The 14903-nt window shown below is 57.1% G+C and carries 11 protein-coding genes and 1 pseudogene; 6 read left to right on the forward strand and 6 right to left on the reverse strand.

What is annotated here, in order from left to right; translation table 11 throughout:
- Window positions 1-543, reverse strand: a 543-nt coding sequence (locus BLV81_RS24345) for a hypothetical protein (RefSeq protein ID WP_255365429.1), incomplete at its 3' end; no start/stop codon positions are given.
- Here BLV81_RS24345 and BLV81_RS22635 point away from each other — a divergent pair.
- The gene (locus BLV81_RS22635; protein ID WP_255365430.1) at window positions 524-2068 is read left to right on the forward strand and encodes a YadA family autotransporter adhesin; all 1545 of its coding nucleotides are present in this window, start codon (window positions 524-526) and stop codon (window positions 2066-2068) included. The genes BLV81_RS24345 and BLV81_RS22635 overlap by 20 nt on opposite strands.
- A gap of 169 nt (window positions 2069-2237) precedes the next feature.
- Here the strand turns inward: BLV81_RS22635 and BLV81_RS22640 are convergent, their stop codons facing one another.
- The 5 genes from BLV81_RS22640 to groES all read right to left on the reverse strand — a co-directional run bounded on the left by BLV81_RS22640 (window position 2238) and on the right by groES (window position 7247).
- The gene (locus tag BLV81_RS22640) at window positions 2238-3047 is read right to left on the reverse strand and encodes a MetQ/NlpA family ABC transporter substrate-binding protein (protein ID WP_092360173.1); all 810 of its coding nucleotides are present in this window, start codon (window positions 3045-3047) and stop codon (window positions 2238-2240) included.
- Between the two features lie 61 nt (window positions 3048-3108).
- A complete protein-coding gene (locus BLV81_RS22645; RefSeq protein ID WP_092360165.1) occupies window positions 3109-3762 on the reverse strand; it encodes a methionine ABC transporter permease in 654 nt (217 codons plus the stop codon).
- A complete protein-coding gene (locus BLV81_RS22650) occupies window positions 3752-4801 on the reverse strand; it encodes a methionine ABC transporter ATP-binding protein (protein WP_092360166.1) in 1050 nt (349 codons plus the stop codon). Before BLV81_RS22650 ends, BLV81_RS22645 begins: the two co-directional genes overlap by 11 nt.
- A 358-nt stretch (window positions 4802-5159) precedes the next feature.
- Window positions 5160-6812: a chaperonin GroEL gene (groL, locus tag BLV81_RS22655; protein ID WP_092360167.1), complete on the reverse strand. Its 1653-nt coding sequence runs from the start codon at window positions 6810-6812 to the stop codon at window positions 5160-5162.
- Between the two features lie 141 nt (window positions 6813-6953).
- Window positions 6954-7247 (reverse strand): co-chaperone GroES, encoded by a 294-nt coding sequence (gene groES / locus BLV81_RS22660; RefSeq protein ID WP_092360168.1) that lies wholly within the window; start codon window positions 7245-7247, stop codon window positions 6954-6956.
- Window positions 7248-7846: 599 nt separating this feature from the next.
- Here groES and BLV81_RS22665 point away from each other — a divergent pair.
- The 5 genes and pseudogenes from BLV81_RS22665 to BLV81_RS22685 form a co-directional block, all read left to right on the forward strand.
- A complete protein-coding gene (locus BLV81_RS22665; RefSeq protein ID WP_092360169.1) occupies window positions 7847-9325 on the forward strand; it encodes an efflux transporter outer membrane subunit in 1479 nt (492 codons plus the stop codon).
- A 23-nt stretch (window positions 9326-9348) separates the two neighbouring features.
- Window positions 9349-10521: an efflux RND transporter periplasmic adaptor subunit gene (locus BLV81_RS22670; protein WP_092360170.1), complete on the forward strand. Its 1173-nt coding sequence runs from the start codon at window positions 9349-9351 to the stop codon at window positions 10519-10521.
- A 13-nt stretch (window positions 10522-10534) separates the two neighbouring features.
- Window positions 10535-13603 carry an efflux RND transporter permease subunit gene (locus BLV81_RS22675; protein WP_092360171.1) on the forward strand — a complete coding sequence of 1023 codons (3069 nt, stop codon included), beginning with the start codon at window positions 10535-10537 and terminating at the stop codon, window positions 13601-13603.
- Between the two features lie 248 nt (window positions 13604-13851).
- Window positions 13852-14502, forward strand: a complete 651-nt coding sequence (locus tag BLV81_RS22680; protein ID WP_092360172.1) for a DUF1345 domain-containing protein — start codon at window positions 13852-13854, stop codon at window positions 14500-14502.
- A 125-nt stretch (window positions 14503-14627) separates the two neighbouring features.
- Window positions 14628-14903: pseudogene (locus BLV81_RS22685) on the forward strand (IS3 family transposase); the annotation flags it as partial.

The raw sequence follows: 14903 nt of genomic DNA on the forward strand, positions 1-14903 counted from the left end.
GCTGTCGAGCTCAGCATCGACCGGCATCACTTCGCTGTCGACGGGCCTGAACACGACGAACAGCAATGTGTCGACACTGTCGAGCTCGGCCTCGACGGGCATCACCTCATTGTCGACTGGGTTAGTCACCACCAACAACAACGTATCGTCGCTGTCGACCGGCTTGAACACCACCAACAGCAATGTGTCGACGCTGTCGAGCTCGGCATCGACCGGCATCACCTCGTTGTCGACCGGCTTGAGCGCCACCAACAGCAATGTGTCATCGTTGTCGACTGGCTTGAACACCACGAATAGCAATGTGGCGGCACTGTCGAGCTCCGCATCAACGGGCATCACTTCGCTGTCAACCGGCTTGAGCACGACGAACAGCAATGTGACCTCGCTGTCGACTGGCCTGAGTATAGCCAGCGGTGGTATCAGTTCTTTGTCAGCTGGCCTGAGCACGACTAACAGCAACGTGATATCACTGTCAACCGGCCTTAGCTCCACCACCAGCAATGTCGCATCATTGTCGACTGGTTTGAACTCAACGAACAGCAACCTCAGTTCGCTGTCGACCGGCCTGAACACTATCACCAGCAACGTGACTTCGCTGTCAACCAGTGCTTCCTCCCTGAAGAGCTCGGGCGTAGCCAATTACTTCAAGGCCGACGGCACAACGAACGGTACTGATGACGCGACGGTAGCGGCAGGTACGCGCTCGGTAGCGATCGGTGCGAACGCGAACGCGACTGGCCTGAATTCGGTGGTGCTGGGGGCAGGTTCGACCGACGGCGGGTTCAATAATGTGGTGTCAGTTGGTTCGGTAGGCGGCGAGCGGCGGATTATCAATGTGGCAGCCGGTACGCAGAACACCGATGCGGTCAACGTCAGCCAACTGAACTCGCTGTCGACTGCGACCGCGGCCGGCCTCAATTCGTTGTCGACCGGCTTGTCATCGACCAACCACAACGTCTCTTCGTTGTCGACCTCGACTTCGGGTGGTCTGAGCACGGCAAACAGCGCTATCACCTCGCTGTCGACCGGGCTCTCGAGCAATGCCTCGAACGTCGGTTCGCTGTCGACCGGCCTGTCCAGCACCAATGGCAATGTGACTTCGCTGTCGACTTCGGCCTCAACCGGGATAGCCTCCCTGTCGACGGGGATTTTATCTCTGTCAACCGGCTTGAGCCAGGTGACTTCACTCTCAACCGGCTTGAACGGTATCGCCAACGGCACGAACTCCCTCTCGACATCGCTCACGTCCCTGGTTGATGCATCCAAAAATGCCTCAGCCTCCGGTGCGACTTTGGGCGGCACCACGATTGGCGGCGCCAACGGTAACGGCACAGTGCAGACCCGTGGCACTGCAGGTACCGCGGTCAACAATGTGGTGGCGGCGACTTGCAGTACTGTCAATGGCGTGGATGCCACCGGCTCCGGCTTGTGCGCGCTGGCGACCAAGGACGGTGCTACGGCGATCGGTTCGAACGCCCAGGCAACTGACGTCAACACCACGGCAGTCGGCTTCCGAGCCTTGGCTTCGCAGGCTGGTTCGGTGGCGATCGGTTACAACGCTCGGGCGACAGGCGATCCGACAGTGGCGATCGGTAACAACGCGCTGGCGTCAGGCAATGACGCGGTGGCGATGGGCGCCGGGGCGCAGGCTACCGCGAACCGCTCGGTGGCGCTGGGCGCCTACTCGGTGGCGGATCAGGCCAATACGGTCTCGGTTGGTTCTGCCGGCAATGAGCGTCGTATCACCAATGTCGCTGCCGGCATCAATCCTACCGATGCGGTCAACGTGTCTCAGCTCAACAATGTGCAAAACCAGATCGGCGATGTCAGGCGCATCGCTTACTCAGGTATCGCCATGAGCATGGCCTTGTCGGGAGCGGTGATGCCGCCTCTGGAGGCGGGCGAAAAGGGGGTCGGCGTAGGTATCGGTTCTTACCAGGGATATGGCGCATTGGCGTTGCAGTTCAAGGCTATCAGCAAGACCGGCAATAGTGCCTGGGGCGCCGGCGTGAGCACAACCGGTAAGAACGCCGGCTTCAGCGTCGGTTACGGCTTCAAATGGAAATAAGCGGTTTGCTCAGCGCTTAGGAGCGCAGCTCTTGAGCGACTGACAAAGTGAAACGCAAACGCAAGGGCTTCGAAAGAATGCCCTTGCGTTTTTTCTTGAACAGACCAGCAGCAATAAAAAAAGCCCGCGTTGCATGTGCAATGCGGGCTTTAGCATCTGTATTGCTAAATTACCAGGCCGGGATCACAGCACTCTTGAACTGAGTTACTACATACTGTTTGACTTCCGGGCTGTGGTAAGCCTTGATCAGCTTGGCTACCCAAGGCTTGTCCTGGTCCGCGCTGCGAACCGCGATGACGTTGGCATAAGGGCCTTTTGCGGATTCGATAGCGATGCCGTCCTTGGTCGGGTCGAGGCCGGCGGACTCTGCATAGTTGCCGTTGATTGCCGCCGCATCCAGATCATCCAGCGAGCGCGGCAATTGGGCGGCGTCGATCTCGACGATCTTCAGTTTCTTAGGATTGTCGGCGATATCCAGCGGCGTTGCTTTCAAGCCGGCATCTGCTTTCAATTTCAATACGCCTTGCGCCTGCAGCAACAGCAATGCACGGCCACCGTTAGTCGGATCGTTAGGGATCCCGACGCGAGCGCCGTTTTTCAGATCCTTGAGGGATTTGATTTTCTTCGAATACACGCCCATCGGGAAAGTGATGGTGTAGCCGACATTCACCAGTTTGTAGCCGCGATCCTTGATTTGCGCTTCCAGATACGGCAGATGCTGATAGCTGTTGGCATCCAGGTCGCCGGCCGCCAAGGCGGCGTTGGGCTGCACATAGTCGCTGAATTCGACGATCTGGATATTCAAGCCATCCTTGGCCGCGACTTTTTTGACGACTTCCAGAATCTGCGCATGCGGACCGCCGGTGGCGCCGATCTTGATCGGTTTGTCCTGCGCGAAGGTGGCGCTGACAGGAGCGGCGCTGAGGCCGGCGAGGAGGCCAAAGCCAGCAAAGAATTGCACTAATTGACGACGATTCATTTTCTTCCTTTCAAAAATCATGACGATCCTGTGCAACGTGATTGCACAGGATTAAAAAAAATCAGCGATGACTGAGGCGGCGCACCAGGATATCGCCCAGAGTCTGGACCAGCTGCACGAAGACGATCAAGATCACTACCACCAGCAACATCACCTCCGGCAGGAAGCGCTGGTAACCGTAGCGTATCCCCAGGTCGCCCAGGCCGCCGCCGCCGATGGCGCCAGCCATGGCAGAATAACCCACCAGGCTGACGAACGTAATCGTCAGGCCGGCAACGATGCCGGCGAATGCTTCCGGCACCAGCACCTTGTAGACGATTTGCCAGGTAGTCGCGCCCATTGCTTGCGCTGCTTCGATCAAACCGCGGTCAACTTCGCGCAACGCGGTTTCCACCAGGCGCGCGATGAATGGGGCGGAGGCAATCGTCAGCGGCACGATGGCTGCCGCGGTGCCGATCGAGGTGCCGACGAAAAAGCGCGTGAACGGGATCACAGCTACCAGCAGGATGATGAACGGTGTGGAGCGTACGGCGTTGACGATCAAGCCGGCGATCCGGTTGAATAGCGGATGCGGCAAGACGCCGTCGCGGCCGGTCAGGTGCAAGGCGATTCCCAACGGCACGCCGAGCAGGGCGCCGAGAATGCCGGAGATGCCCACCATCATCAAGGTTTCCCCGAATGACGACAAAAACAGATCGAGCATTTCAGATGACATGATTCAATTCCTCTACAGTGACGCCTTGCTCGGTTAAGTAGGCCATGGCGGCGCTAATGTTGTCGCTGCTGCCGTTGGCCAGAATCGCCAGGGAGCCAAATGCCTGTCCTTGTATTTCATCGATCTGGCCGTGCAGGATATTGAAATCCAGATCGAATTTGCGGACCGCTTCCGACAACAAGGGCTGGTCAACCCCCGAACCGGTAAACGCAAAACGGAACAGGTGATCGGTGCCGCTGCCGGCATCGCTTTGCGCGAGTCGCGCCCGCAGGCGCTGCAATACGCCTTGCGGCAATTCCTGGGCAATCACGTCGCCAATCAAGGCCCGCGTCACTTCGTGTTTAGGCGAGCGGAACAGATCGAGCACTGCACCGTGTTCAATCACTGCGCCAGCTTCCATGACCGCCATGCGGTCGCAAATCATCTTGATGACTTCCATCTGATGGGTGATCAAGACAATCGTCAGGCCCAGCTCGCGATTGATCTTGCGCAGCAATTCCAGGATGGAGCGGGTGGTTTCCGGATCGAGCGCGGAAGTGGCCTCGTCGGACAGCAAGACTTTCGGCTCATTGGCCAGCGCCCGGGCGATGCCGACACGCTGTTTCTGGCCGCCGCTGATTTGCGCCGGATAGCTATCCTTGAGCGCGGTCAGGCCAACCAGTTCCAGCAGCGGCGTGACTTTTTTCTCGATATCGATTGCAGACAAGCCCGCCAGTTCCAGCGGCAGCGCGATATTGTCATACACGGTGCGCGACGACAGCAAATTGAAATGCTGGAAAATCATGCCGATTTCGCGCCGCGCGATGCGCAACTGGTCGGCGTTCAGCGCGGTCAGGTCTTTGCCATCGACGACAATGTTGCCGGAAGTAGGGCGGTTCAGCAGATTAAGGCAACGCACCAGCGTGCTTTTGCCGGCGCCGCTGCGACCGATGATGCCGAAGATCTCGCCCTTGCGTACCGTCAGATTGACGTTGCGAACCGCATCGACCGGGCCGCGCGCGCCGTTGAAGCGCTGGGTGACTGCTTTGATTTCTATCATCTCGGAATGAAAAAAAGGCAGCTGATTGCATAAACATCAACAATCTCGCCGCCGTTATGTATTTTTATAAGTGCTTATTTTATAAGCGTTTGTTAAGCATGGGAAGGAACATTTAGCTATGGCGTTATTACCATGATGTCTATGCAAACACTGCAAACGCAGTTAAATGGGGTCAGAGTTGCACGGGGAGTGTAGCTCGCCGCGCTGCGGCTTATAAACTCAGTCCCCCAGTCGATACGCTTAGTCGTTCCCCAAAAGAAAAAGCCCACGATAGAAAACTATCGCAGGCCTTTTCAAAGCTAACAACCGATGCTCAGTCGGGCCAATACAGCTGGCCCCACTTCTTCGGCTACGCCAATTACATCATGCCGTCCATACCGCCCATGCCGCCCATACCACCCATGCCGCCTGGCATGCCGCCAGCCGACTTGTCTTCTGGTACTTCAGCGATCATCGCTTCGGTAGTCAGGATCAGGGAAGCAACCGAAGCGGCGTTTTGCAATGCCGAACGGGTAACCTTGGTTGGGTCCAGGATGCCCAGTGCAATCATGTCGCCATAAGTGCCGTCGGCTGCGTTGTAACCGTAGTTGCCGCTACCTGCCAGGACTGCATTAACCACAACCGATGGCTCGTCGCCAGCGTTGAATACGATTTGACGCAGTGGCTCTTCGATCGCGCGCAGCACGATCTTGATGCCGGCTTCCTGGTCGGCGTTGTCGCCTTTCAGGTTCTTGACATTGGCACGTGCGCGCAGGAATGCAACGCCGCCGCCAGGAACCACGCCTTCTTCAACCGCAGCGCGAGTAGCGTGCAGAGCATCTTCAACGCGTGCTTTCTTTTCTTTCATTTCAACTTCGGTAGCAGCACCGACTTTGATCAGCGCAACGCCGCCGGCCAGCTTGGCGACGCGTTCTTGCAGTTTTTCACGGTCGTAATCCGAAGATGCTTCTTCGATTTGCGCACGGATTTGCTTGACGCGAGCTTCGATGGTGATGGCTTCGCCGGCGCCGTCGATGATGGTGGTGTTTTCCTTGCTGATTTCGATACGCTTGGCTTGGCCCAGTTCAGCCAGAGTGGCTTTTTCCAGTGTCAGGCCGACTTCTTCAGCGATAACCTGGCCGCCGGTCAGGATAGCGATGTCTTCCAGCATGGCTTTACGACGATCGCCAAAGCCAGGAGCCTTGACAGCTGCCGTCTTCAGGATGCCGCGGATGTTGTTCACAACCAGGGTAGCCAGCGCTTCGCCTTCGACATCTTCTGCGATGATCAGCAGAGGACGGCCCGACTTGGCGACTTGTTCCAGGATCGGCAGCAGGTCACGGATGTTCGATACTTTTTTGTCGAACAGCAGGACGAACGGATTTTCCAGGGCAACAACCTGCTTTTCCGGGTTGTTGATGAAGTATGGCGACAGGTAGCCGCGGTCGAATTGCATACCTTCGACGATGTCCAGTTCGTTTTCCAGCGACTTGCCGTCTTCAACGGTGATCACGCCTTCCTTGCCGACTTTGTCCATTGCCTTGGCAATGATTTCGCCGATGTCGGCGTCGGAGTTAGCCGAAATCGAACCAACTTGAGCGATTTCCTTGCTGGTTGTAGTTGGCTTCGACAGTGTCTTGATTTCCGCAACGATGGCGACAACAGCTTTGTCGATACCGCGCTTCAGGTCAGTCGGGTTGAAACCGGCGGCAACGTACTTGAAGCCTTCGCGAACGATGGCTTGTGCCAGCACGGTAGCGGTAGTAGTACCGTCGCCGGCGTTGTCGGAAGTCTTGGAAGCGACTTCTTTCACGAGCTGCGCGCCCATGTTTTCCAGCTTGTCTTTCAGTTCGATTTCTTTCGCGACCGAAACACCGTCCTTGGTCACGGTCGGGGCGCCGAAGCTACGCTCCAGAACCACATTACGGCCCTTAGGACCCAGAGTTACCTTAACTGCGTTAGCCAGAATGTTGACGCCGTTGACGATCTTGGCGCGTGCATCATCGCCGAAAATTACTTGCTTTGCTGCCATGTTTGATTCTCCTATTAAGACTCATTGCGGGAAAGAGTTTAAGAGTCGCCGCCGTGCGACGAATTACTCTGTCCCCAACTGATCAAATAAAACCGTTAATTTGTAGAGGCTGCCGATTGAAAGCGATCCGAACCAGTCGAATTACTTGCCTTCAACTACGGCAAACAGGTCTTCTTCACGCATAACCAGCAGTTCTTCGCCGTCGATCTTGACAGTTTGGCCAGAGTATTTGCCGAACAAAACGCGATCGCCAACCTTGACTGCCAGCGGACGGACTTTGCCGTCGTCCAGAATCTTGCCGTTACCGACGGCCAGGACTTCACCTTGATCCGGTTTTTCAGCAGCAGCTTCTGGCAGCACGATACCCGATGCAGTTTTAGTTTCTTGGTCGAGACGCTTGACGATGACGCGATCGTGCAAAGGACGAAGATTCATATGTGACTCCTTAAGGTTCAACAGGTTATTTGTATTTGCAGCAACATCGCAGCAAAGTGAACTGACCGCTCTGCTTTGCTATATAGATGCGCCGCACAGTGACTAGGTCGAGGAGATTGTTAGCACTCTCTCCTAACGAGTGCTAAGTATAGGGACGCTCTGTCGATTTTTCAAGCCCGCATTCGGATTCGCCGGAGAATTATCGATTTCTTTGCCGTCTGTCGAATGCACGATCGGGTCGGGCGAAAGTGGTATGGGGGTTACTAAACAGAGGCAAAGCGCGCTATTATTTCTGCGCAGAAATTTTGCAAGATATCCGATAAAAATTAAAGGTGGCATTTTGATAATTTTTCAGGCATGCTTCCTGCGGCTCGGCTTGATTGCATTCCGTCCCGTGTTTTAGTCGATTGATCCCCACGATTCTGCAGATTGTCGCAATCACATACTCAGTAGCAATTTTCCTCTTTACAGTGTCGACACACACTGTAAATTGGAGAGTTGCAGCAAATATTCTGAGACAACGCACCACCTCCGTAAAAAGCATAAAACAACTAAAAACCCCAAATGGGGAGCCCTCAAAAAATTAAGTAAGGGAAAAAATGCGTTTATACAAGATGCTCGGCAGCGTACCCCTGCTGTCCGTGATCGCCGGCTGTGTTGTCGGGCCTACCTACCAGGTACCCGCGCCAGCCACATCATCACAAGCCGTGCTGTCACAGTTCCAGGCGACTCCGCCGCAGTCGCCGGCTGCAGCTGGCGCTACCAGCGATCTGACGCGCTGGTGGTCGCAATTCGACGATCCGCTGGTCAGCGAGCTGGTTGCCACTGGCGAGGCCAACAATCCAAGCCTGGCGCAGGCCTTGGCGCGCATTGCCCAGGCGCGCGCTAGCGCGGTTTCTTCCGGCAGCACGTTATATCCTTCGCTAGCGGCCAATGCCAGCAGCATGCGCAGCCGGTCTCTCTCCGGCGGCACCGGCGACACGGCCTTCATCTCCACCAGCAACAGCGCCACCTTCGATGCCAGTTGGGAGCTGGACCTGTTCGGCGGCAAACGCAAAGCCGCCGATGCCGCCAATGCGCGCGTATCCGCCCGCAATGCGGATTGGTATGGCGCCCGGGTGTCGCTGGCGGCCGAAGTCGGCAGCACTCTGGTCAATTACCGGGCATGCGTGGCGACGACAGAGATGCTGGCGCAAGATTTGAAGTCGCGTGAGCAAACCGGTCAGCTCACCGCACTCAAGGTCAAGGCTGGCTTTACTGCGCCCGCCGACGGCGCCTTGATCAACGGCTCGACCGCCGATGCGCGGCAAAAGCTGATCGTGCAGCGCGCCGAATGCGATCTGGACATCAAGGCGCTGGTGGCGCTGACAGATATGCCTGAACCGGTTTTACGCACCAAGCTCGCACTCAACCAGCACTTGCCGCAACCGCGCGACATTGCAGTCGACAGCGTGCCGGCGCAAGCCCTGTCGCAACGACCTGATATCGCGGCGGCTGAGCGGGAGCTGGCGGCAGCCGGCGCCGAGATCAACGTCGCCCAGGCGAACCGTTATCCGAGCATTTCACTGCTGGGCAGCATCGGTGTCGGCGGCTTGCGTTTTGACGGCCACAGTGCACATACCAATACCTGGTCGTTCGGTCCTACGCTCAACCTGCCCTTGTTTGACGCCGGCCGCCGCAAGGCCGAAGTCGACCTGGCCCAGGCGCGCTACGACGAGGCTTATGCCGGCTATCAATTGCAAGTACGGACTGCGGCGCGAGAAATCGAAGAGGCATTGGTGCGGCTGGATGCGGCTGCGCGGCGTGAAAACGATGCGGCGCTGGCGGCGCAGGAATATGAACGCTACTACCACGCCAACGACGATAAATTCAAGGCCGGGAGCGGCAGCCTGTTTGAACTGGAAGACGCACGCCGTACTTTCCTGGCAGCACAGCAAACTCAGATCAGCGTACAACGCGAACACGTAACCGCCTGGATCGCACTATACAAAGCCCTGGGCGGCGGCTGGCGCAACGACAAAGAGCAGGCGGCAATACCAGCCCAGCCTGCTACTGCGCCAAACACCGATCGTTCTTAACAATACAAGTAAAGAATACTGTCATGAAAAAGCCATCTTTCAAGCAAGCAGCAATCATCGCGGTCATTGTTGTCATCGGTAGCGGCGCGTTCTGGGCCATTACCGGCAACCACGCCAAATCCGTCGACAAAGAGCCCGCCAAGCCGAAGGCGTCGCTCACCGTCACCACCACCAAAGCGCAGACTGTCGACTGGCCATTGTCCCTGTCTGCCAACGGCAGCATCGCCGCCTGGCAAGAAGCCGTGGTCGGCAGCGAGCTTGGCGGCTTGTTGCTGGCGGAAGTGCGGGTCAACGTCGGCGACATCGTCAAGCGCGGCCAGGTCCTGGCCCGGTTTACCAATGAAAGCGTGGCAGCCCAAGTGGCGCAGCAAACAGCCGCGGTGGAAGAAGCGCGCGCCGCTTTGTCAGAGGCCGATGCGAATGCCGAACGGGCGCGCACCCTGGTCAACAGCGGCGCCCTGAGCGGCCAGCAAACCACCCAATATGAGGTGGCTGAGCGCAGTGCCAAAGCACGGTTGTTGTCGGCGCAGGCGAGCCTGGAAATGCAGCAGATCCGGTTGCGCCAAACCCAAGTGACTGCGCCCGACGACGGCGTGATTTCTTCACGCACCGCAACGGTTGGCGCGGTGGCGTCCCAAGGACAAGAACTATTCAAGCTGATTCGCCAGAATCGTCTTGAGTGGCGCGCCGAAGTTAACGCCACCGATCTGCTGCAGATCAAGGTCGGGCAGGCCGTGAAATTACGCGTGACCAACGGCGTTATGGTGGATGGCAAGGTGCGCATGATTGCCCCTACGGTAGATCCGCTTACCCGCAACGCGCTGGTGTATGTCGATCTGCCGGTGCCGGGCAACGCGCACGCCGGCATGTTCGGCACCGGCCAGTTCTTGCTGGGCCATGCAGAAGCACTCACCTTGCCGCAAAGCTCGGTGGTGATGCGCGATGGCTTCAGTTATGTCTACCAATTGGGTAAGGACGATAAGGTCATACAAACCAAGGTGACGCTGGGGCGCCGTGTCGGCGAACGGATTGAAGTGGCCAGCGGCGCCGATGGCATCACGCCGGCGATGATCCTGATAGAAAAGGGCGCGGGATTCCTGGCAGACGGCGACACGGTGCGTGTGGCGAGTCCGGCAGAGACCAAGCCAACCACCAAACCGGCTACTGCCAGCGGCGCATCGCTGGCATTGAAGTAAGCGAGGATCCGCCATGAATTTTTCCTCTCTCTCGATCAAGCACCCGGTTCCCGCCATCTTGCTGTTCATCCTGCTCACTATCATGGGATTGATGAGTTTCAAAAGCATGATTGTGCAGAATGATCCGGACATCGAATTCCCTTTCGTTTCAGTGACGACCAGCTTGCCGGGCGCGTCGCCGTCGCAGCTGGAAACGGAAGTCGCGCGCAAGATTGAAAACTCGGTGGCTACCGTCACCGATATCCGCCATATCTACACCACTATCAGCGATGGCGTAGTGAATACCCAGATCGAATTTCGCCTGGAAAAAGATGGCGCGGAAGCGATGAATGATGTGCGCGATGCGGTCAATCGCGTGCGTAGCGATATGCCCTCCGACGTCCGCGATCCGGTCTATGGCAAGGCCAGCACTTCAGGCCAACCGATTATTACCTACACCGTTAAATCCGATCAACTGGATGAAGAAGCCCTGTCCTGGTTTGTCGATAACGACGTTTCCAAAGCCTTGTTGTCGGTTCAAGGCGTGGGGAAAATCGCCAGGGTCGGCGGGGTCAGCCGGGAGGTGCTGGTTGAACTTGATCCGGAACGCATGGCAGCGTTGAATGTATCGGCGGCGCAGATTTCGCGCCAGCTGCAGCGTGTGCAACAGGAGGCGCCGGGCGGCAAGGCCGATATCAGCGGTGCGCGGCAATCGGTGCGCACCATCGGCACTGTCGGTAATGTGGCCGAGATCGCCGCCTTGCAGATGGCGCTGCCGGACGGTCACATTATCCACCTGGACCAGGTTGCGAAGGTGACCGATGGCGTCGGTGAGCGCACGGCGATTACGCTGCTCGACGGCAAACCGGTGGTTGGGTTTGAAATCACGCGCAGCAAGGGCGCCAGTGAAATCACGGTAGCCAAGGCGGTCAAGAAAGCGGTCGCCACGCTGAACGAGAAGGCGTCGCACGTCAAGATCGAGGAAGCTTTCAATAACGTCGACGCGGTCCAGGAAAACTACGATGGCTCCATGTCGCTGTTGTATGAGGGGGCGATCCTGGCGGTACTGGTGGTCTGGTTCTTCCTGCGCGACTGGCGTGCGACGCTGGTTGCCGCTGCTGCGCTGCCGCTGTCCATCATTCCGACCTTCATGGTGATGAATTACCTCGGTTTTACCCTCAACGGCGTAACCTTGTTGTCGCTGGCGCTGGTGATCGGGATTCTGGTCGACGACGCGATTGTTGAAATCGAGAACATCGTGCGCCACCTGCGCATGGGAAAAACACCGTATCAGGCGGCGATGGAAGCTGCAGATGAAATCGGCCTGGCAGTGGTGGCGACCACGTTTACGCTGGTTGCAGTGTTTTTGCCCACTGCATTCATGAGCGGCATCGTCGGCAAATTTTTCAAGCAATTCGGCTGGACTGCAGCAATTGCAGTGACGACTTCGCTGGTGGTGGCGCGCTTGCTGACACCGATGATGGCGGCGTATTTGTTAAAGCCCATCGTGCATGAAAAAAAGGAAAGCCGACTGATGACCAAGTATCTGGCGGTTGCATCCTGGTGCATGCATCACCGGGTCAAGACCACGATCATGGCTGCGGTATTTTTTGCGGCATCCCTGGCGATGATTCCTTTCCTGCCGACCGGCTTCATCCCGGCTAGCGACAGAGGACAGACCCAAGTCACGCTGGAACTGCCGCCTGGCAGCATCCTGGCGGACACGCGCGCCAGCGCGGAACACGCACGCAGCTTGTTGATGACCAATAAGGATGTGTCCCAGGTGTACAGCGCGATTGGCGGCGACGATGCACGGCGCGCCACCCTGACCGTACTGCTCAAGGATAAGCCTGAGCGCAAGAAGAAGCAGAGCGAGGTCGACATGGAACTGCGCAAGCTGCTGATGCAGTTACCCGGTTTGCGGTTTACCGTCGGCGCCGGCGGCAATGGCGAGGAACTGCAGCTATTGTTGTCCGGCGACGATCCGCAAGCACTCAGTGCGGTGACGCAAGCGCTAGAGCGTGAAATCCGCGGCATCCCGGATCTCGGCAACGTGACTTCCAGCATCAGCCTGGTGCGTCCTGAAATCATCGTCACCCCTGATTTTGCCAAAGCCGCCGACCTTGGCGTCACCGCTTCGGCGATTGGCGATACCTTGCGCATTGCAACCTCGGGCGACTACGATCAATCGGTAGCCAAGCTGAATCTGCCGGAACGCCAGGTGCCGATTCGCGTGCGCTTGCCGGAAGCTGCGCGGCACGACATGAGCGTGCTGGAACGTCTGTCGGTGCAGGGGAAAAACGGCAACGTGCCGCTCAGCTCCGTCGCCGACATTCGTTTTGACAGCGGACCGGCGCGTATCGACCGCATCGACCGTAACCGCCGCGTGATCATCCATGTCGAGCTGAACGGCCATGAACTGGGCGAAGTGATGGACAAGATCAACGAGTTGCCGAACCTGAAAAACCTGCCGCCTAACGTCAAGCGCGGCGAGTTGGGCGATGCGGAAATCATGAAGGAGTTGTTCTCCGGTTTCGCCCTGGCCATGCTGACCGGCGTCTTGTGCGTCTATATGGTGCTGGTGCTGTTGTTCAAAGGATTCTTGCAGCCGGTGACGATTCTCGCGGCATTGCCTTTATCCATCGGCGGTGCATTTGCAGCGCTGTTGATCACGCGTAATTCGTTCTCCATGCCATCGCTTATCGGTTTGCTGATGTTGATGGGTATTGCGGTCAAGAATTCGATTCTGCTGGTTGAATACGCCATCGTGGCCAGGCGCGATCACGGGCTGAGCCGCTTCGACGCCTTGATGGATGCTTGCCACAAGCGGGCCCAGCCGATCGTCATGACTACCATCGCCATGGGCGCCGGCATGTTGCCGATTGCCCTGGGGCTGGGAGCCGACTCCAGCTTCCGCGGGCCGATGGCGATTGCCGTGATCGGCGGCTTGGTGACGTCGACATTCCTGAGCCTGCTGGTGATACCTGTCGTATTTACGTATGTCGATGACTTCCTGATTTGGGCCGGACGTAAATTCCGGCGCAAGCATGGCGAGGCAACTACCGGCGTAGCGGGCGGCAAACTGCATGCGGCTGAGAAGTAGCAGATAGCCGGTACTGCTCTATCAATGCAGCCTTTGCTGCAGATGTTCTGAAAACGGATAAAGCGCCTGCAAGGGCGCTTTATCCGTTTGAGCGATGCTAACCTGACCTGGGTGGTTCGCAGCTTGTGTCGTATCAAACGAAAATACACGAAAGTCCCCAGTTACCCTATGCTATCGATAAAAAATTGGCGTGGCAGCGCGATTGCCGCCTCGCCGCATCTCATTATCGGATTCAGCTGAGGACAAACATGAATATACGCCGCCTGGTTTTCCATACACACCCGCGCCTGGTGATTGCGTTGCTGATCGGCCTTGCGGTCTGGGCGATTCTGCCGCAAGGCTCGCGCCTGACGCAGTTGCTGATAGCCTGGAACGCCGGCGTCTGGATTTACCTGGCGATGCTTTGGTGGATGATGGCCAGGGCCACGTCGAAACAGGTGAAAAGACGTGCCGCCATCGAAGATGAAAACGATACCATGATCCTGGTCATCATTTGCATCGCAGCAGTTTCCAGCATCGGCGCGGTGGTGCTGGGATTGACGCAGGCCAAGGCCTTCTTGCCGGGGCCGAAAGAAATCCGCTATCTGTTTACCGGGATGACCGTGCTGGGTTCGTGGTTCATGGTCGGCACCATCTTTGCCTTGCACTATGCGCGCCTGTTCTACGCCTGCAGCATCGATAAACTGCCGCTGCGCTTTCCTGACGATGAAACGAATCCCGATTACTGGGATTTCCTTTATTTTTCTTTCACCATGGCGGTTGCGGTGCAGACTTCCGATGTGAGCATCATGACGCGGCCAATGCGCAAGATAGTCCTGATGCAGTCGATACTGATGTTCCTGTTCAATTCGGCCATCCTGGGCTTGTCGATCAATATCGCGGCCGGCCTGGTCGGATAAAATTTGATCAGGACGTATCGCTTGCGAGGTAAAAAAAAGCCAATCCGCAAGGATTGGCTTTTTTCTTATGAGTGACCCGTCCTGAAATAAGTTGACACTTTTCCGATGAAGAAAGGAAGTGTCAGATGGAGCAAGGGACTAAGCGTAGTCAACGGGATTACAGCCTGGCTTTTAAATTGAGCGTTGTCGAGCAAGTAGAAAAAGGCGAGATAACGTACAAAGAAGCGCAAAAGCGGTATGGAATCCAGGGTCGGTCGACAGTTTTGGTATGGTGTCGCAAACACGGCTTACAGGACTGGACGAGTCCGAGGGGCCGAACTAAGCGGAGAATGACCATGACAAATGAACCGGCCAAGCCGTTAACCCCTGAGCAACGAATCAAAGAGCTAGAACGGCAACTG

It is taken from the genome of Collimonas sp. OK242 (genome assembly GCF_900107095.1).
In the GTDB taxonomy this organism is placed as follows: Bacteria; Pseudomonadota; Gammaproteobacteria; order Burkholderiales; family Burkholderiaceae_D; genus Collimonas.

Excerpts from the sequence above, each read along its gene's own strand:
- BLV81_RS22665 (WP_092360169.1), top strand. The coding sequence starts at position 7,847 with ATGCGTTTATACAAGATGCTCGGCAGCGTACCCCTGCTGTCCGTGATC.
- BLV81_RS22675 (WP_092360171.1), top strand. The coding sequence starts at position 10,535 with ATGAATTTTTCCTCTCTCTCGATCAAGCACCCGGTTCCCGCCATCTTG.
- BLV81_RS22640 (WP_092360173.1), bottom strand. The coding sequence starts at position 3,047 with ATGAATCGTCGTCAATTAGTGCAATTCTTTGCTGGCTTTGGCCTCCTC.
- groL (WP_092360167.1), bottom strand. The coding sequence starts at position 6,812 with ATGGCAGCAAAGCAAGTAATTTTCGGCGATGATGCACGCGCCAAGATC.
- BLV81_RS22645 (WP_092360165.1), bottom strand. The coding sequence starts at position 3,762 with ATGTCATCTGAAATGCTCGATCTGTTTTTGTCGTCATTCGGGGAAACC.
- groES (WP_092360168.1), bottom strand. The coding sequence starts at position 7,247 with ATGAATCTTCGTCCTTTGCACGATCGCGTCATCGTCAAGCGTCTCGAC.
- BLV81_RS22670 (WP_092360170.1), top strand. The coding sequence starts at position 9,349 with ATGAAAAAGCCATCTTTCAAGCAAGCAGCAATCATCGCGGTCATTGTT.
- BLV81_RS22680 (WP_092360172.1), top strand. The coding sequence starts at position 13,852 with ATGAATATACGCCGCCTGGTTTTCCATACACACCCGCGCCTGGTGATT.
- BLV81_RS22650 (WP_092360166.1), bottom strand. The coding sequence starts at position 4,801 with ATGATAGAAATCAAAGCAGTCACCCAGCGCTTCAACGGCGCGCGCGGC.